Annotated in this window: 24 protein-coding genes and 1 tRNA gene; 6 read left to right on the forward strand and 19 right to left on the reverse strand. The window is 54.8% G+C overall.

The annotated features are described in order from the left end of the window. Positions 1 to 65 precede the first annotated feature (65 nt). The gene (locus ACJU26_RS09810; protein WP_414039476.1) at positions 66 to 884 is read right to left on the reverse strand and encodes a glycosyltransferase; all 819 of its coding nucleotides are present in this window, start codon (positions 882 to 884) and stop codon (positions 66 to 68) included. Between the two features lie 168 nt (positions 885 to 1,052). Here ACJU26_RS09810 and ACJU26_RS09815 point away from each other — a divergent pair, with 168 nt between their 5' ends. Continuing rightward, positions 1,053 to 1,397, forward strand: coding sequence for a hypothetical protein (locus tag ACJU26_RS09815; RefSeq protein ID WP_414039477.1), 345 nt, complete (start codon positions 1,053 to 1,055; stop codon positions 1,395 to 1,397). Positions 1,398 to 1,489: 92 nt separating this feature from the next. Here the strand turns inward: ACJU26_RS09815 and ACJU26_RS09820 are convergent, their stop codons facing one another. Together ACJU26_RS09820 and ACJU26_RS09825 are read right to left on the reverse strand one after the other, a co-directional pair. After that, positions 1,490 to 2,572, reverse strand: a complete 1,083-nt coding sequence (locus ACJU26_RS09820; protein ID WP_414039478.1) for a toxic anion resistance protein — start codon at positions 2,570 to 2,572, stop codon at positions 1,490 to 1,492. Between the two features lie 4 nt (positions 2,573 to 2,576). Next, positions 2,577 to 3,281: a hypothetical protein gene (locus tag ACJU26_RS09825; RefSeq protein WP_414039479.1), complete on the reverse strand. Its 705-nt coding sequence runs from the start codon at positions 3,279 to 3,281 to the stop codon at positions 2,577 to 2,579. A 106-nt stretch (positions 3,282 to 3,387) separates the two neighbouring features. On the opposite strand from ACJU26_RS09825, the gene ACJU26_RS09830 reads away from it, so the two are divergent. Next, a complete protein-coding gene (locus ACJU26_RS09830) occupies positions 3,388 to 4,764 on the forward strand; it encodes an MFS transporter (RefSeq protein WP_414039480.1) in 1,377 nt (458 codons plus the stop codon). A gap of 516 nt (positions 4,765 to 5,280) precedes the next feature. Here the strand turns inward: ACJU26_RS09830 and ACJU26_RS09835 are convergent. Next, a complete protein-coding gene (locus tag ACJU26_RS09835; protein WP_414039481.1) occupies positions 5,281 to 7,062 on the reverse strand; it encodes a hypothetical protein in 1,782 nt (593 codons plus the stop codon). Positions 7,063 to 7,760: 698 nt separating this feature from the next. On the opposite strand from ACJU26_RS09835, the gene ACJU26_RS09840 reads away from it, so the two are divergent. Then, on the forward strand, positions 7,761 to 10,640 hold the full coding sequence (locus ACJU26_RS09840; RefSeq protein WP_414039482.1) for a hypothetical protein: 2,880 nt from the start codon (positions 7,761 to 7,763) through the stop codon (positions 10,638 to 10,640). Between the two features lie 9 nt (positions 10,641 to 10,649). Next, positions 10,650 to 11,423 (forward strand): hypothetical protein, encoded by a 774-nt coding sequence (locus ACJU26_RS09845; protein WP_414039483.1) that lies wholly within the window; start codon positions 10,650 to 10,652, stop codon positions 11,421 to 11,423. 662 nt (positions 11,424 to 12,085) lie between these two features. Here the strand turns inward: ACJU26_RS09845 and ACJU26_RS09850 are convergent. Further along, positions 12,086 to 12,712, reverse strand: a complete 627-nt coding sequence (locus ACJU26_RS09850; RefSeq protein WP_414039484.1) for a hypothetical protein — start codon at positions 12,710 to 12,712, stop codon at positions 12,086 to 12,088. A 313-nt stretch (positions 12,713 to 13,025) separates the two neighbouring features. Here ACJU26_RS09850 and ACJU26_RS09855 point away from each other — a divergent pair, with 313 nt between their 5' ends. Both ACJU26_RS09855 and ACJU26_RS09860 read left to right on the forward strand, forming a co-directional pair. Then, positions 13,026 to 13,262 (forward strand): helix-turn-helix transcriptional regulator, encoded by a 237-nt coding sequence (locus ACJU26_RS09855; protein ID WP_414039485.1) that lies wholly within the window; start codon positions 13,026 to 13,028, stop codon positions 13,260 to 13,262. A gap of 163 nt (positions 13,263 to 13,425) precedes the next feature. Further along, positions 13,426 to 13,719 (forward strand): hypothetical protein, encoded by a 294-nt coding sequence (locus ACJU26_RS09860; RefSeq protein ID WP_414039486.1) that lies wholly within the window; start codon positions 13,426 to 13,428, stop codon positions 13,717 to 13,719. Positions 13,720 to 13,732: 13 nt separating this feature from the next. Here ACJU26_RS09860 and ACJU26_RS09865 read toward each other — a convergent pair whose 3' ends face one another. The 14 genes from ACJU26_RS09865 to ACJU26_RS09930 all read right to left on the reverse strand — a co-directional run bounded on the left by ACJU26_RS09865 (position 13,733) and on the right by ACJU26_RS09930 (position 26,252). Beyond that, complete coding sequence (locus tag ACJU26_RS09865; RefSeq protein WP_414039487.1) at positions 13,733 to 13,864, reverse strand: hypothetical protein; 132 nt, start codon at positions 13,862 to 13,864, stop codon at positions 13,733 to 13,735. Positions 13,865 to 13,867: 3 nt separating this feature from the next. Next, the gene (locus tag ACJU26_RS09870; RefSeq protein ID WP_414039488.1) at positions 13,868 to 14,068 is read right to left on the reverse strand and encodes a hypothetical protein; all 201 of its coding nucleotides are present in this window, start codon (positions 14,066 to 14,068) and stop codon (positions 13,868 to 13,870) included. Positions 14,069 to 14,325: 257 nt separating this feature from the next. Then, positions 14,326 to 14,414 (reverse strand) — tRNA-Ser (locus ACJU26_RS09875). A 103-nt stretch (positions 14,415 to 14,517) separates the two neighbouring features. Continuing rightward, positions 14,518 to 15,468: a protein translocase subunit SecF gene (gene secF / locus ACJU26_RS09880; protein ID WP_414039489.1), complete on the reverse strand. Its 951-nt coding sequence runs from the start codon at positions 15,466 to 15,468 to the stop codon at positions 14,518 to 14,520. Positions 15,469 to 15,477: 9 nt separating this feature from the next. Then, positions 15,478 to 17,262, reverse strand: a complete 1,785-nt coding sequence (secD, locus tag ACJU26_RS09885) for a protein translocase subunit SecD (protein WP_414039490.1) — start codon at positions 17,260 to 17,262, stop codon at positions 15,478 to 15,480. A 9-nt stretch (positions 17,263 to 17,271) separates the two neighbouring features. After that, entirely contained in the window at positions 17,272 to 17,607 is a 336-nt protein-coding gene (gene yajC / locus ACJU26_RS09890; protein ID WP_414039491.1) for a preprotein translocase subunit YajC, read from the reverse strand. A 43-nt stretch (positions 17,608 to 17,650) separates the two neighbouring features. Beyond that, positions 17,651 to 18,766, reverse strand: a complete 1,116-nt coding sequence (gene tgt, locus ACJU26_RS09895) for a tRNA guanosine(34) transglycosylase Tgt (RefSeq protein WP_414039492.1) — start codon at positions 18,764 to 18,766, stop codon at positions 17,651 to 17,653. Then, a complete protein-coding gene (gene queA, locus ACJU26_RS09900) occupies positions 18,766 to 19,809 on the reverse strand; it encodes a tRNA preQ1(34) S-adenosylmethionine ribosyltransferase-isomerase QueA (RefSeq protein ID WP_414039493.1) in 1,044 nt (347 codons plus the stop codon). The genes tgt and queA overlap by 1 nt, the downstream gene beginning before the upstream one ends. A gap of 11 nt (positions 19,810 to 19,820) precedes the next feature. Then, positions 19,821 to 21,146, reverse strand: coding sequence for a hemolysin family protein (locus ACJU26_RS09905; RefSeq protein WP_414039494.1), 1,326 nt, complete (start codon positions 21,144 to 21,146; stop codon positions 19,821 to 19,823). Between the two features lie 41 nt (positions 21,147 to 21,187). Then, positions 21,188 to 21,781, reverse strand: coding sequence for a CBS domain-containing protein (locus ACJU26_RS09910; protein WP_414039495.1), 594 nt, complete (start codon positions 21,779 to 21,781; stop codon positions 21,188 to 21,190). Positions 21,782 to 21,843: 62 nt separating this feature from the next. Continuing rightward, on the reverse strand, positions 21,844 to 23,055 hold the full coding sequence (locus tag ACJU26_RS09915) for an O-succinylhomoserine sulfhydrylase (RefSeq protein WP_414039496.1): 1,212 nt from the start codon (positions 23,053 to 23,055) through the stop codon (positions 21,844 to 21,846). Beyond that, a complete protein-coding gene (gene purF, locus ACJU26_RS09920) occupies positions 23,052 to 24,467 on the reverse strand; it encodes an amidophosphoribosyltransferase (RefSeq protein ID WP_414039497.1) in 1,416 nt (471 codons plus the stop codon). Before purF ends, ACJU26_RS09915 begins: the two co-directional genes overlap by 4 nt. A gap of 19 nt (positions 24,468 to 24,486) precedes the next feature. Next, a complete protein-coding gene (locus ACJU26_RS09925; RefSeq protein WP_414039498.1) occupies positions 24,487 to 24,984 on the reverse strand; it encodes a CvpA family protein in 498 nt (165 codons plus the stop codon). After that, positions 24,981 to 26,252 carry a bifunctional folylpolyglutamate synthase/dihydrofolate synthase gene (locus ACJU26_RS09930; protein WP_414039499.1) on the reverse strand — a complete coding sequence of 424 codons (1,272 nt, stop codon included), beginning with the start codon at positions 26,250 to 26,252 and terminating at the stop codon, positions 24,981 to 24,983. Before ACJU26_RS09930 ends, ACJU26_RS09925 begins: the two co-directional genes overlap by 4 nt. Between the last annotated feature and the right edge of the window lie 5 nt (positions 26,253 to 26,257).

The following is a 26,257-nucleotide window of genomic DNA, read 5'->3' on the forward strand; positions in this document are numbered from 1 at the left end:
CTAATATGTCTGTTTTGTTCTCTATTTACCGAAAAAAGAAAATTGGCAGCCCAGAAAGGTTTCCATCAACCACTCAACCCCAACGCCGCCACCAATATGCCAAATAAATGATAAGCCTTTATTTTCTTGCCGATGGTTCTCGGGATGTATTCCACTTCGGTTTCATAGATTCCCACGTTTCTTTTCATGAAATAACGAACAATACGTGTTTCCATATCGAAACTTCTGGAATGACTCAAAATCTGTAACGCATCCAGCAACGGCATCGCGTGAACCGCCGTCAGGATGTCGTCCACCGGTGTTTTCCGATGACAGCTCATGGACAACGCCATGCGGGTGGCCCCGGCGGCCAGCCTGCTGCGGAAAAGTTTCCTGCCGCTTCTCCGGGCGCTCCCCAAACCTCCCCAATTCAAAACATGATGTATCAACTTTTCAACAGTACTCCGCTTCAAGATATATTCATTGTCGGCATCCCAGAAAATCACAGGGAGTTGCATCGAATAGCCGAACCTTACCGCGCACCACAACCCAAATAAAACCGCTCCCGCCTTGCCATAGGAATTCTCATGAATGATTTCAAAATGTACCCTCAACGATTTGTTCCGTTCGGTGGCCTCCTGAATAATAGGCTCCATGGCCTGTTGCGCCACCTCCAAAGTGTTATCCGTACACCGGTCGAAAACCAGAATTAAAGGGAGCTCAGGAACAATGGCCGACCATTGTCGCAGAAAACTCGCAATTTCTGATTCCTCATTATGTACGGGCACCACCATCACACCCATATACCAACCATCCTTGTTCAACAGGTGTGCTGCGGGAGATTTCTCTGAGATTTCAGCCGACTCTGTGTTGGCTGATGACCTGAATGAGATGACATTACCCAATTTTTCTTCTCCGTAATGGTGTTGCCTGCCGAGGGCGTGGATAAAACCATTACCGGAATTTTTGTTTTCACCTGAATGCCGAACGCTGGACTATTGGGAAAGTCCTCAAATTCGTTATTTTCTGTAATGTAAATACTGCAATTCCGCAGCGTGTTTAAGGAGTAAAAAATGCGTGAATATATGTTGGTGTGTTTCCTGGAACCAAAAACGGACTTGGTGGACGATGGGACCATGCTGTACACCATCGTCAAGGATGGGGGTGAATACCATATTATCCCCCTGAGCGACATACCGGACTCCGACTACAATACATGCCTATTCAAGAATACAGAGGATGCGTTTGACTCGGAGTCCTATGAAGAAATAATAAAACTTACTGCGGGGTGTGGAACATATGGGTGTATACACCACGACGCCGTAGAGTCGCTGGTACAGTTGGAAAACAGCCTCATCGACCATCTTAGGGCGGTTGACCAGACTGTTACATGTATCAGCAATCTGTTGGTTTGTTGATGATTATAGCCCACCCCGCAAGGGTGGGTTTCTTCTTGTTTGGGCCGCTGCTGGCAGAAAGGAATCCTCGCCATTCAGGACTGATAATGATGTCATTGTTGGAGCTTCCTGAATTCTTCACGCATCCGGGGTATTTCCATCTCTTCCGAGTGACGTTTGTTCGCCCCTTCCTTATTGGCGGCGACAACCTCTCGCGTGGCCGCAAATATCTCATCCTGCACCTTGCGCAGAGTGCTGTGCTTGATGGACAACCGCTGGTTCGCCTTGGCGCTTTCCACCACATTCTTGCGGAGTATGGCGGCGTTTTCCACCCACAATGTCTGGGTGGTGTCGTCAATCGCATCCGCAATCTGGATGGCCGTACTTTGCAGGTTCAGGCCATTACGCAACGCCAGTTGACGTCGCCAGGCAGGCAACACGATATCCCGAATGGTGTAATACCGCTCGACCACCACCTGACTGTTACCCTGAATCAACCGGATTTCCGCCAAGGTCTGGAAAGCCGAGTGCTGGGCGGCCACGAACTGCCCTATCCGGATATCCAGCCGACTGACAAAATTGCGAATATCCGCCAACTCCTGTTGTACCAGCGGATTGTTGGAATTTTCCGCCACGAGTTCGTTGATGCGACCCTCCAACTGCTGCTGCTTGAGTTTTCCGGCCGCAATATGCAACCCAAGCTCATGCGCCTCCTTTTGAATCTGCGCAAAAGTCTGCTCGAAATCCGTCGTTTGTCGCCGCAAGCTGTCCTGAATGGACGACAGCTCCCCGGACAGAGCATCGACCTGGGTGCCCACCGCCTCCATTCGGTTGACCGTCTTGAACAGAAATCCTTTCGCATAGTCCACAGCCCGTCCCACTACCGGTATGCGACTGCGATTCTCTGCGGCATGCACCTTGTATTTCCGGGTCAGACTCAACACCATTTCCATTTTCTTACCGGCCACGTCCAAATCACCCGTATGCAGGGTTCGCACCTGGGAAAACGCCTCCTGAGTCTGCGCCAGACTGCTCCCGGAATCCCGCCCGAAATCGAAGATGGAATCCATGGATTTTTCATTCAACGTTCCCGCGAGATTGACAATTTCGTCCATGTCCCCATCACCCAGGCAAAACTCGGAGAGCTGTGTTTTGTCCAGCTTTACCTTATAAGCTGAAATTTCCGTGGTTGTCATACGTTCATACCCCTTGTGCCTGTTCACTTATCTGGTTAAAAAGATTCAACGCCTTGCAAAACTGTTCCAGTGACTCATCCAGCCGGATACTTTCCTGCTTCTGTACCCACAGCGGAATGACCCTGGTTACCAGTTCCCGCCACTCCCGCAATTGCGTGACGATTTTCCCATCCAACAATCGATACTGCTGCGCCGTCTGCTCCATACTGGTTCTCAACAGGAACAGGGTGTGCAACCGACTTTCGAAAGATTGTTTCGCTTCCACATCACTGAATTCCGGCAAAAGTCGATGTCCTGTATCCAGGGACGCGTCCAGATGCCGGACATATTGATTCAGACGCTCAACAGCGTCCCGCAGGCTCTCCAGAAAGTCTATCAATTTCAGGGATTCCCGATTGCCCCACGCCACTATCTCACGCACATGTGTCTGGTACGCACTCACTTCGATACCGACCATTTGTAAATCCGTTGTCCGTCCGAACAAGGTCCGGTGCGCGGAAAGTAACCGTTTCTTGTCACCGCGCCGGATGTACATCAACAACGTCTCCATTACCTGAACCAATTTCTGAATCGCGTGGTCATGCGCCAATATCATGCCATCGATACTGGATTCCAGATGAGCATCCAGTTCTGCGGAGGTACCAAAAAAGGATATCTTTTCCGGATGCGCCTCCAAATCCTTTACTTCATCCAACAATGTCGTATCCAACTCAACCCCCGTGATGTGTCTGTACCCCTATTACCGGAATCGAAAATTTGGGCGCGAATCCGGTAATTCCGGTATAGGTTGCATCAGCACTCGGGGATTTTTTTAATTGACCATAGATAGTTTTCGACTGAATAAAACCGGCAAATTGGGTTTGACGGCGTTGTTATTGGCCGTATTTCTTGGAGCCATAGACTCCACCATCGTTTCCACGGCATTACCGGTCCTCGCCAGACAATTTCATGACACCCGGGAGTTGCCCTGGATTATGTCCGGTTTTCTACTCAGTTCCACGCTGGTCATGCCCGTATACGGTAAACTGGGGGATACCCAAGGCAGACGTTCCGCTTTATTGATAGCGCAATGCATCTTTACCCTTGGAACCCTGCTTTGTGCCCTAAGCCCCGGTTTCATCTGGCTGGTCCTGTTCCGTACCCTGCAAGGGGCCGGAGCCGGCGGACTGCTGGTGGTGGCCATGGCCGCCATCGGCGATATCATTCCGTTATCCTTGCGGGGAAAATATCAGGGACTGTTTGGCCTGGTATTCGCCGTGGCCCTGACCCTCGGCCCCCTGGCCGGTGGTTTGCTGGTTTCCATGAATTGGCGCATGGTGTTCCTGGCAACGATTCCGGTCAGCATTCTGGCGGGATGGTTTGCCATTCGATACCTGCCGAACCCGGCAACTCCACAAAAATGGGATTTTCGAGGAACCGCCCTGTTACTCGCACTGTTGACCGGACTGTTCCTGTTACCCCACTTACCCCTTGTGGGAAACGTCCTTGTCGGCGGCGTGTGTCTCGTTCTGGCGGTTGTTTTCGCAGCCACGCTGGAAAACCAGTCTATCATCCCCAGGAACCTGTTCCATAGCCGGACGTTTGTGGTATCCGCCGCATCTTCATTACTACTGGGCGGCATCTTGATGGGAACACTGTCGTATATCCCCGTCTGGCTACAGGACGCCCAAGGGATAAAACCAACACCGTCCGGGTTGATGTTGCTCCCGATGCTTGCCGCCATGATGACATCATCCGTTCTCGGCGGATGGTGGTCATCCAGGAAACAACGATACAAGATACTCCCGCTAATGGGCCTTCCCATCACATCGTCCGGACTGATAACCGTATCACTCACATCCACGGACCCCCATATATGGATATATGGATTTTATTCCGGAACCATACTCATCGGAATGGGCATGGGCCTTACCCTGCAAACATTGATATTGGCCGCACAACTTTCCGCACCCAGAGAACATCTCGGAACCGCCACGTCCACCATTTCATTGGTCAGAAACTACGGCGGAGCAATATCCGTTACCCTACTCGGGATGCTTTTCACAAAGGCTGTTGCCAGCCAGGGTATTGTTTACGGCGTTTCCTGTTTTATTCATGATGCACTGCTGATGAGCGGTATCGCACTATTCTTCCTCACGCCAGGTATGTTTATCCTGGAGGAAATGCACGTGTATACCCAGAATAAGGGATAGCTCTTCCACCTTGCCCCTGCAATGGCCATTGTAATGCTACATCACGCGGGCGCACAATCATCGCGGGTCGTTGCAAGTACGATGCCCTCGCAATGGCCGTTGTAACGCAATATATTCCCGAGCCGCCGCGAAATTAAAAAGTTGCAAGTACGATGCCCCCGCAATGGCCGTTGTAACCTCAATTTGGAGCGGTTTTGCCAACCCATATTTGGTCGTTGCAAGTACGATGCCCCCGCAATGGCCGTTGTAACGCCGGATTAGCCGAGTTTTTCAGTTTTTCCAAGAGTTGCAAGTACGATGCCCCCGCAATGGCCGTTGTAACCCTGTTATCGTAACCGTATGATTTCCCGCTGTAAATCCAGCACGTTCCGCGAACCCCTGTTTCACAGCGAAAACATAACCCATCGGGGTTACCGGATATGCCAAATTGGCGCAGCTTTGGCATACTCCCGCACTGTAATGACGGGGATTCCCGCACATCTGGTGGATATTTCCCATCCGTGCGGGAATCCCCGCCTATCCGGCCAAAGCTGTCAGTTCGCGCAACCGGGTCGCCCGAAATTTCCTGCGTCCCTCGGCCATTTTCGCGTTCTTCTCCTGCTTGGCGACCATCTTTTTTTGCCGCAATTCCAGGGTTTGGTACCAGTAATCTGTTACCAGTTCTTCCCGACGCGCGTTTGCAATACGCCACGAATTAGCGGCCCCTGTTGCCTTGCGAGAAGCCCGGCTGCCGCATTCCGGACAATAGAGCTCCTGACCATTTTCCGCATCCGACTGTAACCCGTGTGCGCCACAAAATGCACAATCCTGCACCGTTTCTTCGCTTCCCAATTCCAGAACAGCGGTGCCTTCCTTACAGGCGGCCCATTTTATGGCGGATTCCAACGAATACAGGGAAGCCACGACACGGCCACTCCGGGCCTTCCTGGTCATGTCCGTTCTCTCACCCGTAACCGGGTCCACTATCTCGGCGGCCTTTTTCAACTCCGGCATGTCCACCAGAATGGATTCATAATTCCGAGCCAGGCCCAAAGCCACCTGACGATAGAAATACATCCGACGGTTTCTGGCCTTCCGCGCCAGAGCCTTCGCCCTGTCTCCAAGACGCTTGTCCACCTTGTACCAACGCACCAGCCAATTCGGCAACGGATATTCCTCGCGCATCCGCAAGGCAGACACAAACCGCTGCAACTGGTCCGCCGAAACATGCTGCACAGGAAGCCTACGGTACTTTGCCCAGAGACGCTTCAGAAAATCCTCACTTTCCGCATCGTGTGGCAAATCCGCACATTCGGTTTTCAGCTTCGGAAAAATCTCATCCCGGTACGCGTCCCGCATGGCCTGTAGCTGATTGGACTCAGCCAAATCCTCTTCCACATCTGCCGGAAGCTGCAATATCTGCACGTGAAGCGGATGGCCATCCGCACTGATACCCGCAAGATTCCTGCCGTCATCTTCACGGGCCCACCCGAAATGGATAGCCACCAACGGCTTCTTACGCAGCGTACCCGCACCATTGAGTGGTTCCGGTAGCGTCACCATCAACTGTAATTCATATTGCCAATGCCGCCCCCGCTTCGAGCGTACCAGAAACGCCTTGGCGACATGTGACCCTGCCGGAATCTCCCGATGCAACTGCACCGTCCCCGTCGCATAACAATCCGCACTCGCAGCACCCAGGCGAAACCGGAACTGACTGTAGGATTTCCGACGAAACCCCTTCTTCGGATATTGAATGGATAAACTCTGGTCCTGACCCGTAAAAAACTTCTCGATGGGTTGACCACCCGCCATCGCAAACTGCAACGTCAAACTGTCCTGTTGCCGCTCTTCACCCCTGGCGAAACGCGGTGGGCGCCCCCGGGCCATGGACATTTTCCACGCAGTTAACGCATTGTTCAGAATCGCTGTTGCCGTAGCCTGCCCCAACCCATCCCGAACGGCATCCGCACGACATTGATACGTCGCACAACGACTGTTGTTTCCAACCCTGGAATAGAACCGCTCCTGCATCTCCGCCTTATATTCTGCGCGAACCGCCTTCAAGTCAGTCGATAACGTTTTCCAGGTTTCCCGACGCTGCGCCGCAACATCCCGCATCCGCGCTTCGTCGTTGTCCGCCCGCGCCGCCGTAAAAGCCGCGTTCAACTGTTCGATACGCTGCAAACGCTCTTGTGATTCCGCGGGCAACCTGTCCCGCACGAATATCTGCATCTCATCATACACCTCACGCATCACGGCGATAATCTGGTTGTACAGGGCGCGAGCTTTCTTAATCTGTAACCACACATCGTCCATGCACTCTGTGTCCAGACGAATGCCATAACAATATACCAACTGCTGCCCATCTGTTTGCGGTACAATCCTTACTGATTTCATCCGATTGCGCGGGGAACCCCGGCATAACCGGGGATGGATAGCGCCTGTTCCCGCTCCTCCTTATGCGTAAAAGCTATCTTTCGAATAGGTGGGGCCTTACGGCCCCGTGTCCTTACGGACGCTTGTAACGCGTGCCTTTCAGCCCATCTCCCCTCGGGGCTGTGTGATACCGGCTCCGTGCTTTTACACACGCGGCGGACACCTTCGGCGCTTTCCCTTTCGCCAGCGTGATGCCTGCCTTCCAGTGTCCGGGACTGAGGAAGCATCCCGGAGTGGGTCTCAACGACCCGTATCCCACGTCTGCACATTACCGCTTGCGCCCCCTGGTCAACCCAGCCTGCGTACCACCTTGCAAGCTCCACCCTTCAGGGCAGGGTAGTTGACCTTCAAAACTCCTGCTGAAAAACCCAACCACTCAGCATTACCGGAATCCGAAAATTAGGACGGGTGAGGCGTTACCCCAGGACCCTGAGATTATGCGTCACGACTTCATTCCACCGCGTCCGCAAAATCCGAGTGCCCAACCATCCCGGACTATTTGGATTGAGGGAGCCCGGCCAATTTCGCCATTCCGGTAACCCCTGTTGTTCAACCGTTCAAACAAGGAGTATCTGGATATGCCCACTCATTCTTTTGCGTTGATTAAGATGCAAACCGCCGCCGTACTCATCGGGCGGTGGCCTGCTTTCGTATCCTGGCTTGTGGACCATCGGTCAGAGCTCTCCGAAAGGCTGATGTTCATCCATCGCGACCCGGATATTGGCAGTTATTGCCCCATTCACATCGGAGAATCCGGGGAAGCATTTCATGTGTATACCGATTTCGAGGATACGGGTGGGGCGGTATGTAACAGTTGCGGGGGATTTTCCGATGGTTGTGCCCTGTTCGAGCGGATATATGCGGCCGCGGACCTGGACAAGGCCCTGTTTTACGAGGATGCCGCCACCTGGCTGCAAGCGATGGGCCTGGAATGTCCGGCGGAAGCCGAAGCTGCGGCCCTGTGGGACTGGATACACTCCCTGGATGCGGAGTATGCCGTAAAATATTTGCGTTTTCGTGGTATTACCGGAGTAAACGAGGAAAGTCTGCCCCGCGCCATCCGTGCGAGTGCCGCCACCGAAAGCGACCCGCCGATAATGAGAACGTTGTTATCCAAAGAAGGACGACCGCTTACCGTATTGCGCACCTATCTGGCGGATACGGGGCTGGGCCTGAACCCGAATGTTCGGGTTGCCAAGCGATTGTATCCCGTCAGCCGCCCACGAATCGCTTCTCAGGGTTATTTTGACCTGTCGGCGCCGGGATGTGTCTCACCCATCCTGTACACGGGAGAGGGAGTCGAGAGCATGATGGCCATTCGCGCCATCGTTGAGGATGCGCATATCCATGCCCAGGGTGGCGCGGCCAACCGCTATGGCAAGATATATGTGCCGGAGGGCATCACCACCATACATCTTTGCGCGGAACGCGACGGTACACTGGACAATCTGAAGAAATCGGTAGCTACCTTACGGGAACGGGGATATTCCGTCCATGTGCATATTCCACCGGAAATGGAAAACGGTACCGACTGGCTGGACTACCTGACGGAAGTCGGCATTACCACGATGGCCCGTGTTTTTCAGGAGACGTCGGATGCCCGATATGGTTCGGGAGACCAAACACCCAGCATCGCGTTACCCACGCCATTACCGAATGACACGGGAACCCCGACGAACGCCGAACCGGAAGTTCCCCCCCTGGAGTTCAACCTGAATAATCCGGATGCGGACTTGTTCGCCTATCTGGATAAACATCTGCCCCTGTTCAAGCGGGACTCCTGGTTTCTGCACCTGCGTATTCCGGAAACCGTTCCCGTCAAATTACTGGGGGCCGTGCTGGAACCCCTGGGCGTGGATGACTTGATGGCCGCGATTTCCGAGAAGATAGCTTTCTTCATGGAATCCTCAAACGGTAATTTCACCTACATGCAAACCCCCCGGGGACGCATCGCCAACTGGTTCAACTCTGCCTACGCCCGAGGGGTCCTAGACCAGAACCTGCGGGTATTGCGGGATGTAGTGTTGTCGCCTACTGTGGTGTCCTATATGCCGGAAGGCCGGTATTCCCGAAAGGCATACCGATTCCTGAAGGAACCCGGCTATGACCCGGTATCCAAATATTACCTGTGTGCAGATGATTTCGAGTTGAACTGTTTGCGCCGGGCACAACTTTCCCTGGAAAATCGGGAACACGAAAACGAGGATACCCTTTCGGAAGAGGATATCGAGGGCTATTTCGCAGGAGATTTACATCGCAAATCCGATGAATACGCGAGAAACTGGGATGTACCGGATTCCCTGCGGGAAAGAAAGGGCCTCATCAACCAGGTTCGCAAGGAATTTCTGTGCCATTTGCCGGTGCTGATGGAGGATTTCCATTTTGCGACGATTTCCGACTATGCCAACATGCTGGCCATGTTCCTGTCACCCCTGTTGACAACCGCTTGTGACAACATCCCGTTCTTCATGGTACAGGCACCGGCGCGTGGGGCCGGCAAGACGACGCTGGTACAGGCGTTCGGAAATCTCTGGGGTGGCGTAATGCAGATTGCGGCCCCGGATTCCGACGATGAGATGGAAAAACGAATGGGAACCGCATTCACCACCGGTAAACGCATGGTGTTGTTCGACAACCTGAACCGTCTGGATTCACCGTCATTGACCAATCTGTTGACTTCCGGCGGCAGCTACGAGGTACGGAAACTGGGGGGCAACCAATCCCTGAGAATGCCACCGGGCCTATTATTGCTGGGAACCGGAAACAATCCGGTCATCCAGCATGAGCTGGCACGACGCATCGTTTTCATCGACCTCGACCCGCCCCGGGATATTGTCACTTCCAGGATTGAATTTCGATATCCGGATTTACCCGGATACGTACAGTTGGCGACCCACCAGGTAACCATCAAACAGGCGTTGTATACCTGTTTGCTGGTCTGGGAAAAGTTGGGATTCCCCATTCTGGGAGATACACTGGACGTGAATGGCTTCATTCCGAAGTTCGAATCCTTCACGGACTTCGCCAAGCTGGTCACGTCGTTCCTGTACCTGTTCTTCCCGGGGAACTTATACCGTCAATTCCTGGATAATCAGAAGAAGTATCTGGATGCAGATGCAGAATCCGACGAAATTTCGCAATTCGTGTCCGGATGGGTCAAGGAATTGTCCGAAAAGGACTTGCCACGCTGTATCGATAAACCCGACTGGTTTCCCGTATCTTCCTTGGTACAGTTGTCGGAGCGATTGCAGGTACCCTCCACCATTATCGAGTACCGACACACCGAAGCGGGAAAAACCCGCCGACTGGGCATGTGGCTGTCCCGATTGTCGAACCGACGGTTCCCGCTGGAAAGCGGCAACTGGCGGATTGTCCGATATCCCACGATGCTGCCTTACCCGGTAGAAGATGGCGCCATACGCCGAAGCCGAGCATATTGTCTGGAACGGGTGGACTGAGAAAACACCATGTCTGATTTCAAAACACAGGAAGTGCTTACCGCAGTACAGGTAGAAGGGCCGCCCGAAAATCTGCTCTCGATGGTTACCCGATGTTTCTCGTATATACGCGGGGAGTACATCCTGCTGACGGACAGGATTCTCCCCGTACCCGGCGGCATGAGTTACTCGCTAACCCGGGAATCCGCGTGTCTGTTGCACCGTGATACCTTACCGTATATCGACTTCAAGAATGCGTTATTGCGGGAGATTCTCTTCCCTTCAAGAGACTTCCTCCGTTGTCTCCGGGAGGAATTTTCCGAAGAGATGCGGATTCCGGTGGCCCACTGTATCCGCAAACTGGAAACCCGATTCCCCGATGACATGGAAGAGTTGGTCACTGCCTTGCGGGTGTTTCGAGAAACAGGATATGCCAACGTACAGGAATATGAGGCGGAAGCCTGGGGACTGCCAGCCCCGCCTTACGATGTAACCCTGAACCTGGATTATCCACAGGATGTGTTGAGTGTGCTGAATTTTCATTTCACAACTCTGGGGCCGTCTCCGCTGAATCTGTTGGCCACGTTATCAGCGCAATACCCGGAATGTTTGTTTCATGTGGGCGTCTTGCCCAGAAATCAAGGTATCGCCCATGTCACGCAAATAAAAAGCGGGGTTCCCAGCATGGAGACGTGGTACACATCCATGCCAACCATACGAAACCTGGAACCATTCAGATACGTGGAAAAAATAAACCAGTGGTGCCGTGGCACCACCGGATATCGCAGGATTCGACTATCCTGACCGGAAATTATGACAAATCATGTCGAGGGTTATGACATATTGTTAAAAACCCTCAATCATCCAGAAGGATGTCGCGATACTCACGCCCAGACTTGAATAAGTAATACAGCGGCATCCCTCTTACTATTCGGAGGACCTCATGATACTCCGTGAGGTCAACCCTCGGGTCTATCCGCAGCATCTTTTCCAAGCGCTTATTCAACTTCGGAGATACCCGTAAACATCCTATGAATCCCGCTTGCCCTCTAAAACAATCCATATTTCCAAAACCCTTACGGACCCCGATAAAGGTGAATGATACATTACCGATATTCCATCGGTCCCCGGGAATACAATATTTGCCAGGGTCTCTTTGCCACCCACCGCCATCACCATTTGGAATGGGACGCCATAACAGGTATTTCTGAAAGTACTTGTCAAACGCGAGACGCTCGGTGAGCACCAAAAAATAAACATACTCCATTTCCATTACCATCTCCCATAGAACACACGGCGACATTGCCGATTGCTGGAGTTACCGGAAAAAGATAATTAACGTGGTTACAGACACAAAGCAGTCTCGCGTATTTCTTATAAGGGCCGAGCCGGGTCGGCCATGAGCCTTTTCTCACAAGCTCGGCCTATAGCCCATCAGAGTTTAGGGAGAGTGGTTGACCCGGAAATCAGGAAACGTGTTTTTCCCGAGTTTTACCGTCGAATTGATGGCTGTCAGAGGCCCGCAGTACATTTTCGGCGTCCTGACTTCCGCGTTCCTTCAATACCCGAAGAATGTTCGCCAGTTCCGCGGATAACTCGAACCGCATACCCACCAGGCGAGCAGCCGCCAGGAAATCTTCGTCCATGGTCATGAGCAGCAGAGCCAGGGCGTGCGGATAAGGCACCGCCAGCATCTCCGCTGAATTCCAGTCCATGTCCTTGCTACGCTTCGTGTCACCGGCCTTTTTCCCGGAGACATGACACCCGCCACCACAGCAACCGGACTTTCCAGCAGGTTCCGGTGCCTTTTCTGAGGAGTTCGAGGATTCGTCAGATGCCACATGACGCATGAACAGGTTCACCAACTCCTCGAAACAGGACTCGTCAGAGGTGGGAGTCCCGGGTTTCGCGGAAGAGGATGCCCGCGCATCGTTGGCTGGTTTCCCAGAGGATTGCGCATTCTTCTCGTCAGAGGGCTTGAGACTGGAAAGACTTCCCAGAACGGATTTCAACAACCCGGCAAATTCCGCCGTCTCGTCTGACAACAACGTGTCCGCCAGCTTGCCCAGATGTTCAAAGGTATTCTTCTGCATGCTTGTTCGCGAAAAACTGAAAACGCCTTTCAGCCGGGGTAGCACCGATATTCGCACTCCTTGAAATGATGGCTACCGTGAATTGGTAGCCCTATTACCGGAACCCTGAAATTGGCGCGGTTACAACCGGGATGCCACAACACCAATTCCCCACATCCGGTAATAAGCCCAGTGGTATCCGGATGGAAACGGATACTGGGTTATCCACAATATCAACGAATCCTGAATTTGGACAAAACCTCAACTTGTCCCTGGAAAGGTTCCGTTTAGGCGTAACAGAGAGATATTTTGATGTGTGACCTATGGAGGGCCGATGGACAGTCTGCTGACCATCCATGACCTGGCCCGGATTCTAAGAGTGTCTCACCGGACGCTCCAGAATCGTAAACCGGAAGACCTGCCCCCGTCCATTACGCTGCCCGGTACCAAAAGGGCCAGACGCTGGCGGGAAAGGGACGTGACGCAGTGGTTGCTGGGATTGCCGACGAGCAACCCGGTATCCGCCAACTCGTCAGTTCGGCGACCAGGCAGACCCAGGCGGGTGGTATAGCAGCGACCACTTCCCTAAACACCCCTTCACATCCCCTTCGAAGTCACAAAATGCGACCTCAAAAGCCGCTGGCAGGGCGCAAACCCTTTGCAGGGCGCAAACCCTTTGCAGGGCGCAAACCCAAAAAATCCTGTTCAGTTCCACATTCCCGGTCCCATTCGCCATGTGGCATCCGTGGCAGCCGGGGAAAGGCTATCGGAACCGGGCCGAGTATCCCGCCGCATGGTGGACGCCCGTTCAGAAAATCAATGGCAAGCGGGTCTGGGCGTCTATCTGTTATGACCAGTTATTGCCCGCCGTCTGGCTGGAGGGCGTTATCCAGAAGCCGCGAGTGGTGTTGCTGACGAACAATGAGTGGTGGGCACAAGGCACCCGGATTCCGACGATTCAGCGCAACAGTAGCTGGGCGTGGGTGCGGTTGATGGGCGCGGTCATGGTGGATGCGAAGAATGGCTAGTATGTTAGACCATTCAGCCGTGCTTGTGCTGGCGGTTTGTGCCCCTCTGCTCTCGCTTTCCATGCAGCGCGGCAAGACCCAAGGCCACCAGCCCATAGAATACCACTGCTCCCATACCAATAAATGCAGCAGTCGTCATGCTCATAGGTTACTCCTCGTCATCTTCCATAGCCAGCAGCAGATTGGCGATAGCTTGGCAGGTAATCCACCAGAGAAAAGCTGCCAGCAGCACATAAGGGGCTTTAAGGGAATACCCCAGCAACCCCAATCCAATCCCGCCGTAGGTGGATGCCTTTTTCAGTTCATCCGCGATAGACGTTCGTACCACCTTGTTAAAGCGTAGTCTCACGCCATTACCCCACAACTCCCCTGCTTAAGAGGGAGTATAACGCCTCAGCAAAGGGAAGTCTTGTCTGTCTTTGCCATGCGCCTGTGACACCCGGAGTTGTTGGGTCTGGGTGCGGTTGATGGGCGCGGTCATGGTGGAGGCGGAGAATGGGTAAGTGTGCAATGTGTGCAGTGGCGTTGCACCACCAACTGCACACATTATTGCACACATTGCCTATGCGCCACCGTTCGTAAATATTGACAACCTTTTGATTTAATTGGCGGAGAGGGTGGGATTCGAACCCACGTAACATTACTGTTCATCCGATTTCGAGTCGGCGCCGTTATGGCCACTTCGGTACCTCTCCGGGCAGGCATACATTAAGCTTTCATGAAAACTTCGGCAAGTCCTCAAAACACCCTCAAAATCCGGGCGATCAGATACCATCGAACCTGGGCTGGCAACACACCTTACAAACGGGCTCCATCATTACGATCCTTGGAACTGATGAACTGGCGTTTGAGCACATGCTCACGTTTCAGCCCCAACCACAGGGCAATGGGGCTGGCGACAAAAATGGAAGAATAGGTGCCGACCACCACGCCAATGACCAATGCAGTGGCAAAGCCATGAATTACCGGCCCGCCAAACAAAAACAGGGAGAGCGCCACCATGAAAGTAATGAAGCTGGTAATGACGGTTCTGGAAAGGGTTTCATTGATGGCTACGTTAAAAATTCCGGCTACATCCCCGCTACGCGAAGCGCGGAGGTCTTCGCGCATGCGGTCGAATACCACCACCGTATCATTCAAGGAGTAACCCATAATCACCAGTAGCGCCGCAATCACTGTCAGGGAAAACTCTTCCTGACTAATGGCAAAAAAGCCCACCACCAGAATAGGATCATGGAGCATGGCCAGCACTCCACCTACCGCAAAACGCCATTCAAAGCGGAAACCCACGTAAATCAGAATTCCCAGGGTCACAATAATCAAGGCCATGATGCCCTTGTTGCGTAGCTCCTTGCCGACTTCCGGGCCGACATACTCGGTGCGCCGAAGCTGTACATCAGGATAGGCCGCCTGGTTTTTCTGAAAGACCTGCAAAATGCGTGTACCTACGGCACTACTCTCCCCCGGTTGCGTGCGCAGACGAATCAGCAGGTCTCGATCCCCTCCGAAGGTTTGCACCACCACATTGTGAAATCCCGCAGCAGCCAGTGTACCTCGCACCGCGCCCAGATCCGGGGTTTTGCTGAAAGCCAGTTCCACCAGGGTACCTCCGGTAAAATCAATGCTGTAGTTGAGCCCACGCACCAGAAAAACAGCCACGGAGGCGACAATCAACAGCGCGGATATGCCGAGAAATATCCAGCGCCTCGACATGAAATCCACATGGGTACGAACTTTGAATATTTCCATGGCGCGGCCTCAGATATACAGTTTTTGAACGCGCCGCTTACCGAGGACGCGTTCGATAATCCCGCGACTCATCATGGTCGCGGTAAACATGGAGGTGATCACCCCGATGGTCAGCACCAGCGCAAATCCCTTGATGGCTCCAGTCCCAAACTGGAAAAGCACCAGTGCGGCAATCAACACCGTAATGTTGGAGTCGACAATGGTCGCAAAGGCTTTCTTGAATCCGGCGTCAATGGCGGCGCGTACACTCATGCCATGGCGCAATTCCTCGCGGATTCGTTCAAATACCAGCACGTTGGCATCCACGGCCAAACCGATTTTCAGCACAATTCCCGCAATTCCGGGCAAGGTCAGGGTCCCTCCTATCAAGGAAAGCACGGCCAGAATGGCGAGAATATTGACCAGAATGGCCAGATCCGCAATCAATCCAAAGGCCCGATAATAAATGGTCATGAATGCGACCACGAAAATCATCCCAAACAGCACCGCCATGACCCCGTCATGAATGGAATCCTGACCCAGGGTGGGGCCTACCGTGCGTTCCTCGGAAATATGCACGGGCGCCGGTAAGGCACCCGCCCGCAACTCAATGGCGGCATTGCTGGCAGCCTTGAGATTGGCAAAACCGGTGATCTGGGCCCTGCCGCCGGTGATGGCTTCACGGATGACGGGTGCCGTCACCACTTTGTTGTCCAGCAGAATCGCCATGCGCTTACCCACATTTTTGCTGGTCAGATCGCCAAAAATCCGGGTACCGGCATTATTAAAACTGACGTTAATGATGGATTCCCCATTATTGTTATCCACTCCGGCGCTGGCATTACTCAAATAACGGCCGGTCAGCACCGTATCGGTATAAAGCACATAGGGTGAACCATGCAGACCGTAATACAAGGCGGTTCCTGGTGGAAGCTGTCCCTTCAGGGCATCCGCCATATTGGCCTGGTCATCCACCATCTTGAACTCGAGTTGGGCCGTGGAACCAATAATGGACTTGGCGCGCTGGGTATCCTGTACACCCGGCAACTGCACGGCAATATGCTCCACCCCCTGACGCTGAATCACCGGTTCCGAGACGCCCAGTTCATCAATACGATTCCGGATCACCACGATGGCCTGCTGCAAGGCATCATCTTTCATTTTTTTGGCAGCATCGGGAGTGATGCTCACGTCTATGATGCCTTTGGGCTGGACGGTGACCGTATAATCGGGATATTGCTGGGCGATGACTTTTTGCGCTTGCCGAGCCAGGGCCGGGCTGGCCATTTCAATGTCCAGGGAACCGGGACTCGTACTATTGACGGCCAGATACTGCAGATCCTTGTGGCGCAGGAAGGTACGCAAACTGCCACTATCCTGTTCCAGAGCATGCTTGATGACCGCATCCGTATCGACCCGCAGCAGCAAATACACACCGCCACGCAAATCCAGGCCCAGATTGACGGGCGTCCCGCCCATGAATTTCAGCCAGCCGGGTTCGGCGGACATTTGCGAGAGAATCACCTGAGCGTTGGTCGGCAGTTTGTCCTGCAGCAAGGTTTCCGCGAGCCCCTGGGCATTATCATCGGGGAAGAAAAAAGTGCTGCCCTTGGCATCGCTGCTGACCCGGGTCACAGGAATTTTGGCGTCCTGCAGCCAGCCTTGCATGGTCGCTGCGGGTGGAATGATGGTGCCGATGGGTGCGCGTACTTCTACAGCGGCATGCCAGCCATAAAAATTGGGCAGTGCGTACAAAAAGGCAGGGACAACCACCAGGAGAATGATCAGGTACTTCCACCACGGATAACGGGTCATGAACAGGCCTTAAAGTTTTTTCAGAGTCCCTTTGGGAAGCAACAGGGTAACAGCTGCTTTCTGGACTTTCACCGTAACCCCTTCAGCGACTTCAATGTGCAGGTATTCCTCTCCCAGTTGCATGATCCGTCCAGCAAGTCCGCCGACCGTCACGACCTCGTCCCCCTTGGCAAGGGATGCCATGAGTTGGCGCTGCTCTTTGGATTTTTTCATCTGCGGTCGAATCATCATGAAATAGATGATGGCGCCAAAGACCAGAATATACACAATCATGATCAATCCGGAGTCTGACCCCCCGCCGGCTGCGGTTTCGGCATAGGCATTGGCAATCGGTGAAAAACTCATGATTCACTCCTGATCTGCTTAGAGAGGGCGCCCATTGTAGCCTTTAGGCGTCAATGAGGGAACTTGTCCTACGCCGTTGATAAAATTCTTTCCGGAAAGCTTCCAGACGCCCCTGCATGATGGCCTGGCGCAGACCTGCCATGAGATCCTGGTAATAATGGAGATTATGTTGGGTATTGAGTCTGGCTCCCAATATCTCCTGGCTGCGCTGCAGGTGCCGCAAGTAAGCGCGACTATAATTCTGGCAGGTATAACAAGCACACTCCGGATCCGGAGGCAAGGGGTCCTTTTCGTAGCGGGCGTTACGCAGCTTGAGGATGCCGTCCCGGGTAAATAACCAACCGTTCCGGGCATTCCGGGTCGGCATGACGCAATCGAACATGTCCACGCCCCGATAGACTCCCTCGACCAGGTCTTCCGGCGTCCCCACCCCCATCAGATAGCGTGGCCGATCCCTGGGCATCCAGGGCATGAGGTCTTCCAACACTTGCATCATCTCGGTCTTGCTTTCGCCTACCGAGAGGCCACCCACGGCGAGGCCTGGGAAATCCAGCTTTTGCAAGCCTTCGAGAGAGCGTCGCCGTAAATCAGCGTAGATCCCGCCCTGGACAATGCCAAATAGCTGCCCAGTCCCTTGATAAGCCAGGCAGGAACGTGCCGCCCAGCGCAGGGAAAGCTCCATGCTCGTCCGTGCTTCGGTGTAGGTCGCCGGATGGGGCGTGCATTCATCAAAAACCATGGCAATATCCGAACCCAAGGCCGCCTGAATCTGCATGGATTCTTCGGGCCCCAGAAAAATTTTGTGCCCATCGGTAGGGGCGCGAAATTCCACCCCGGCCTCTCGCAGCTTGCGCAGGGCACCGAGACTGAACACTTGGAAGCCCCCGGAATCCGTGAGAATGGGGCGATCCCAATGCATCATCTGGTGCAATCCCCCCAGAGCGCTGATGACCTCCAGACCAGGGCGCAAAAAAAGATGAAAGGTATTGCCGAGGATGATGTCCGCACCAAGAGCCTTGAGTTCTTCAGGGGCCATGGCCTTGACCGTGCCATAGGTGCCCACCGGCATGAAGGCCGGCGTCTGAATATCACCGCGTGGCAGGTGGACAATGCCGCGCCGGGCCGCGCCATCCTCACCCAGACATTCGTAAATCCCCATCAGATCAAACCCTTCTTGAGCGCTGCAGGGGTAATGAACATGGCATCTCCATAACTGAAAAAACGATAGCGGGCGGTAACCGCATGGCGGTAGGCGGCAAGCATACATTCAGTACCCGCAAAAGCACACACCAGCATCAGCAGGGTTGATTCGGGCAGGTGAAAATTGGTCAACAGGGCATCAATGACCTGAAACTTTTTACCCGGATACAAAAACAGACGGGTTTCACCCACGTAAGCACGCAAGGTCCCGTCTTCTCCAGCAGTTTCCAATGCCCGACAGGCCGTTGTGCCCACCGCTATCACTCGTCCACCCCGAGCCTTGGTTGCGGCTATGGCCTCCACCGTTTCCTGTGAAACCATCAGGGTTTCGGCGTGCATGACATGCTCCTGCACGCTATGGCTGCGCACTGGCAAAAAAGTCCCGGCGCCGACGTGCAGGGTGACAAAACGCCGCTCTACTCCCCGAGCATCCAGGGCGTCCAGCAAGGCCTGATCAAAATGCAGGCCGGCGGTGGGTGCGGCTATCGCCCCCGGCTTGTCCGCATAGACCGTCTGGTAGCGCTCCTGGTCCCTGAGCTCGGGAGCACGATGAATGTAAGGTGGAAGCGGCATACTGCCCTCGGATTCCAGAATTTTCAACCAGGACCCATGGTAAAGATGCAGGCGGACTTCCATGTCTTCTTTTTCAAGAACTTCGACCTGATCGCCATGGGCCAGACGCAGGCGCATCCCAGGCCGCAAGGCTTTGGAAGATTTGGCCAGAAACCAACCGTCCTGTTCACCCAGCAGCCGATCCAGCAATAATTCCACGGCCCCGCCCGTCTCCTTGTGAGCGTGGAGACGGGCGGGAAGCACTCGGGTATCATTGAGAACCAATAAATCGCCGGGATGCAGCAATTCGGGCAATTGACGGATCCAGTTATCCTGCCATTGCCCGCTATGACCATCGACCACCAGCATGCGCGAGGCGCTGCGCTCGGCGAGGGGTTCCTGGGCAATCAACTCCGGGGGCAAGTCGTAGGAAAAATCACTTTTCAGCATATTGACTCATTTCAGGAAAACCAGTCCGTTTCATCCTCTGCCGGATGGGGAATCACTTGCACCTGGGTAATGCGCGGACCTTTCTTGCGTAATACCAGCACATCAAAATCGGCAAAATGGACCCGCTCCCCTTCCTCCGGGACTCTGTCCAGTTGCCGCATGACCAGTCCGCCAATGGTATCTGCCCCATCCTCATCAATGTCACGATCCAGACAACGCTCCAAAGAGTAGAGGGAGAGGCTGCCCGAGCCCACCCAACTGCCATCCGGACGCCGCTGCCACTCCTTGCGCTGATGCCGGAACTCGTCGGGAATGACGCCGAGCAGACTTTCCAGGACATGATCCAGGGTCACAAACCCGGTGATGGTACCCAGATCATCCACTACCAGGGCAAAATGGGGATGGCCGGAACGAAAATGGCTCAACAGATCCATGGCGGGTAGGGCCTTGTTGACCGAAGGCAGTGGGCGTAGCAGATCCTTGAGATCACCCAGTTCTCCATGCTGCGCCAGCCGCGCAAAGGCATCCTTGACATGCAGCAGGCCGATCACATGCTGGCGGTCGCCCTCGCAAACCGGGTAGCGGGTAAAACGATGGCGCAACATCAGCGCCCGGGTTTCTGCGGGGCTGTCTTCGCGCAACAGACAGATCATGTCCGCAGCGGGACGCATCAAATCGCCAGCCGTCAATTCGCTGAAGTCCAGGGTGCGATCGAGAATATCCCCCGTACGCTGCCCCAAGGTTCCCTGAGCCTGGCTGAGGGCCAGAATCATCGCCAGCTCATCCCGGGAATGGGGCGCATCCCCGGCATGTTGATCCAGGCGCAAGGCGAAAACCCGGAGGACAATGCGCGTTGCCCCGTTGAGGACCCAGATGGCTGGATACATCAGCCAGTAGAAAGCGTAGAGTGGTGCCCCCGTCCATAGCGATACCGCTTCGACTTTGCGGATGGCCAGGGATTTGGGCACCAATTCGCCAATGACAATGACCACAAAGGAAACCAAGACAAAGCCCAGGGTCAGCGCGACAGACTGCAGGATGGCTGGATTGCGTACTCCGAAAAACCCCAGTACGGGCTCCAGCAAAGGGGCCATGGCGGGTTCGCCAACCCAGCCGATGCCCAGAGAAGCAAAAGTGATGCCCAGTTGGGTGGCCGACAGGTAAGCATCCAGACGGCCATGCATGCGCACCAGAATCCGGCCACGAAAGCCGTGTTCCTGGGCGAGGGTACGAGCATGGGTACTGCGCAGGCGGACCAGGGCAAACTCTGCCGCCACAAAAAAACCATTCAATAAAATCAAGAGGGCTGCCAGCAGCAGCCCATTGGCTTCAGTCACGGGGGCAGTCCCCCATCCGCAGCAGCTTGCTCCGGACGGCTTCAGTCATCGCTGGCAATGAGCTGTTCCAGACCGGCAAAACTCTGGACCACATCGTTACTAGACAGGGTGACACCCAACTGCCGCGCGATCTGGCTGATGGAAAAAACGCCGCGAATTTCAATGCCATGGGGTGTTTCTTCGCGGACCAGTGCATGCTGGCGACCCGCCTTGCGCAGGGTGAGCACAATATCTCCCACCGTGGAGCGCTCCACTTCCGGAAGGTCCAGCACATCGATTTGCCCCAGAGGCACCATGACACTCTGGACCTGGATACTCTCACGCGCCAGATGTTCTTCGGCAGCCAGGCGTACCGGCTTTTCGCCCATGATATCCCGGGCGGTAATCAAACCGACCAGAATACCCAGATCATCCAGGACAAATAACAGGCGCACGCCCCTATGAATCATGCGTTGCATGGCCTGATCAATGCTGGATTCGGGTTTGATGGATGCGGCCGGTACCCGCCGCAGATCGGTCATGCTTTTCAGCGCGGAGTCTTCCGGTGTGAGACTCAGGGGCAGGCCATTATCAAACAAACAAACACGGGTGCCAGGCTGGAGGCCATGACGTTGTAAGGCCCGGAATCTTGTCATCTCTTTTTCTCCGTTGGGTCAATGAAAGGAAATAGCTCCATATTCACACAGCATAGCGCAAATCAGGTCGAGGCAGTTGCGGCTGCAAAACCCCTGTGCAGATCATCCTGAATATCGTCCACGTGTTCCAGCCCGACGCTGATGCGCAGCAAGCCATCACCAATACCGGCTGCTGCACGGGCTTCCGGGCTGACCCGGCTGTGCGTCGTGCTGGCGGGATGGGTAATGGTGGTTTTGGTATCCCCCAGGTTTGCCGTCAGGGACAGCAGACGCAGGCCATTGACAAAGCGCCAGGCCGCTTCTTGCCCGCCTTTCAGATCAAAGGACAGGATGGCACCGGGACGACTTTGTTGCTGCGCAGCCAGGGCATATTGGGGATGACCTTTCAATCCCGGGAAATACACCCTTTCCACTTCCTGGCGAGCAGCCAGCCATTCGGCAATCTGTTGGGCATTCTCGCTATGCTTTTCCATCCGCAAAGCCAGGGTTTCCAAGCCCTTGAGCTGCACCCAGGCATTAAAAGGGCTCAAGCTGGGCCCGGCGGTGCGGACAAAATTGCGCGGGCCATTGTTCAACAAGGCATTACTGCCACAAACAGCTCCCCCCAGAGTTCTCCCCTGCCCGTCCAGATATTTGGTGGCAGAATGCAGCACCAGATCCGCGCCGAACTTCAAGGGTTGCTGCAAGGCCGGGGTACAGAAACAATTATCCACCACCAGCCAGGCATCATGCTCATGGGCCAGATCCGCCAAAACCTTCAGATCGCCAATTTCCGTCAGGGGATTGGACGGCGTTTCCAGAAACAGCAGACGGGTTTCGGGGCGAATGGCGGCCTTCCAGGCATCCAGGTCCGCCAGGGGCACATAGGTGGTCTCGACGCCAAAACGTCCCAGAATGGTGCTGAGCAATTGCACCGTCGTCCCAAAAATGGACCGTGAGGCGACAATATGATCACCTGCCTTCAGCAGGCCCATGAACGCCGTCATACAGGCGGCCATCCCTGATGCCGTAGCGACACAAGCCTCGGCACCTTCCAGAGCGGCCAGACGTTCCTCGAAAGTGCGCACCGTGGGATTGGTAAAGCGCGCATAGATATTGCCCGGTAACCGACCGGCAAAGCGTTCTGCCGCTTCCTCCGCAGATCCGAACACAAAGCTGGACGTCGGGAAAATCGCCTCACTGTGTTCCTGTTCCTGGGTGCGGTGAATACCGGACCGAATGGCCAGGGTTTCCGGATGTAGTCGTGTGGTCCAGTCCCCATTTTCTGAACTCATTTCGCCTCCTTGAGCAAGTGTAACTGACGGGAGCCATGCCCTTCAGGGGTAGGTAAGGGATAATCACCGCTGAAGCAGGCATCACAAAAACCTTTGTCCCGCGATCCCACGGCGGCGTAGAGCGCCTCCAGACTGATATATCCCAAGGTGTCCGCACCGATGATTTTACGCACTTCCTCGATACTATGCTGGGCCGCAATCAATTGGGAGCGATCCGGCGTATCGATACCGTAATAGCAGGGTCCAGTGGTCGGCGGTGAGCTGACCAGAAAATGCACTTCCCGGGCTCCCGCCGCACGGACCAGATTGACGATCTTGGCGCTGGTCGTACCCCGAACAATGGAATCGTCCACCAGGATCACCCGCTTGCCGCGCAAAATATTGGGTTGGGCGTTGAGTTTTACCTTGACACCAAAATCCCGGCCGCGCTGGGCGGGCTGGATAAAGGTCCGACCGACGTAATGGTTGCGGATCAGACCCAGTTCAAAGGGCAAACCGGAAGCTTCCGCATAACCCATGGCAGCGGCCACCCCGGAATCGGGTACGGGCACCACCATGTCGGCTTCCCGTGGATGCAGACGGGCCAGGGCCTGACCAATGCGCTTCCGGGCGGAATACACATGGATACCATCCAGGACGCTATCCGGGCGGGCGAAATAAATATACTCAAAAATGCACATCCTGCGCTCGGCAGCGGCAAAAGGCTTGCGACTTTCGATACCCTCTCGGGAAATGAGGATGAGTTCGCCCGGCTCGATATCCCGCACGAATTCGGCGCCCATCAAATCCAATGCACAGGTCTCCGACGCCAGCACAAAACCGCCGGAATCAATGAGACGTCCGAGTACCAATGGGCGGAAACCCATGGGATCCCGCACGCCTATCAAACGGGTTTCGGTCAGGCAGACCAGGGAGTAGGCTCCCGATACCTGTTTCAGCGCGGCCGTCAGCCGGGTGCCGGGGTCTTCTCCGGACACCCGGGCCAGCAGATGGACGATCACTTCCGTGTCCATGTCCGTATGAAAAATGGCTCCTTCCTGCTCCAGACGAGCACGCAATACGTCGGCATTGACCAGATTGCCATTATGGCCGACCGCAAAAGCGCCGTGCCGGTAATTAATGAAAATCGGTTGGGTATTGCGCAGAACCGAACCTCCCGCCGTGGAATAACGGACATGCCCGATGGCCTGCTCACCGGGGAGTTTGCCGATCTGCTCCAGTCCGAAAACATCTGCCACCCGCCCCATACCACGCTGGACATGGAGTTTGCCCTGATCTTCCGAAACGATACCGGCCGACTCCTGACCCCGATGCTGCAGAGCGTAAAGGCCCAGATAAGTCAGATTCGCTGCTTCCGGATGTCCAAAAACACCAATCACTCCACATTCATCATGGAAATGATCATCTTCCATGCATGGCTCTTCCCAACGTTCAGTGTGCAATTTTCTGCGACTCCCAATAGGACACGGCTGGCGCCGTCAATGACTGTGACCAGTGTTTTATGGGCTCCTGCGCCAGCCAGGAGTTTTTCCACCAGGACTCACGGGACAAATCGGAAGATTGTACCAAAGTAACCAGAATAGCGATCAGCACCAAACCCCGCAAAAACCCGAAAAAAGCCCCTAGAAACCGGTCGGTTGCTCCAAAGCCAATACCGTATAATAAGTTACGAACCAGAAAAGCACACAGCGTGCCGACCACCAGACAGCCAAAAAACAACATGAAAGAAGCCAATGGTGTCCGCCATCCTGCGGGAATATCATGGGAAAGCTGGGGGGCCAGCCAGCTTCCGCCCCAGGTCCAGGCCACATAAAAACCCCCTATCCAGGCCGCCAGGGAAAAGAACTCGCGAACCATGCCGCGAAACAAGCCCCAGAGCGCAGATAACACCACTAGTCCGACGACCACGACATCCAGCCAGTCATTCACGGACTTGACTCTTCCAGCCAGTGACGAGGCAACTGATTGACCAGATGAAAGGACCCGAAACAGAGTATCATATCATCCGCCGACAGTTGCGAAAGCAATGTCTGAACGACGCCTTGCAGATTTGTGCCAAACTCCACCCGTTCCGCCCCCAGTTCCCGCAAACAATCTGCCAAGTGAGCGGCTCGGGCGGCTCGGGGAGTATCGGTAATTTCCAGGACATGCCAGACTTCCACACGCTCGAGCAAGTTTTTCAGGGTGCCGGGTATGTCCTTGTCTGCCAGCATGGCGACGATGGCGTGGCAGCGCCCCTTTTGCCCTGCCAGCAGCCCAGCCAGTTGCTCTACTGCCTGGGGATTATGAGCCACATCCACAATCAGCCGGGGCGTGTTCGGTCCCCAAGGTCGCAACTCCTGGGCCCTGCCCGGCAAAACAGCGCGAAGCTGCCAATGACTCAATGCAGCATCGGGCACCGGCAACTTTTTTTGCAACACACGGACGGCTGCCAGGGCCAGCGCCAAATTATGCCACTGGGCAGCAACCGCCCAGAGCGGCACGGGCATGGGCAACTCCTGCCCAAAACCTTGCCAGCGGCGAGTCTGCACATCAAAATCAAAGTCGCGCCCAAGGATGTATAATGGCACCTGCTTGTGCGCGGCGCTTTCCAGTACCGTGGCACAGGGATTTTCTCCATCCCCGTAAAGAGCGGGCACATCGGGACGAAAAATGCCGGCTTTTTCCCGGCCAATGGACAAGCGATCCGTCCCCAGCCAGACCTGATGATCCAAATCCACCGTGGTGATGATGCTGCAATCGGGCGTAAAAGCATTGACCGCATCCAGGCGCCCACCCAGGCCCACTTCCAGAATCGCCAGATCTACCTGTGCCGCGCACAGTATTTTCACTGCCGCCAGGGTAGTTATTTCAAAATAAGTGAGGGCAATGCTGCCAGCCAGAGTCGCAATGGCATCCAAAGCGTCTGCCCAGGCCCTTGCCGGAGCAGGTAGACCATCCAGACGCAGACGTTCGTTGAACGCCCAGATATGCGGGCTGGTATAGGCGGCGACCCGATAACCGGCCTGGCGATAAAAAATTTCCAGACAGGCAACCGTGGAGCCTTTGCCGTTCGTCCCGCCCACCATGATCACCGGCATGGGCAAACGTTCCGGAATGCCCAACTCCTGCATGGCTGCCCGCATGCGCTCCAGCCCCAGGACCATATGCTCCGGGGGGCCGGCCATGCGGATCACCCGATCACTCAGTGCATCCATCAACG

The organism is Acidithiobacillus sp. M4-SHS-6, from assembly GCF_047421495.1.
Classification (GTDB): domain Bacteria; phylum Pseudomonadota; class Gammaproteobacteria; order Acidithiobacillales; family Acidithiobacillaceae; genus Acidithiobacillus.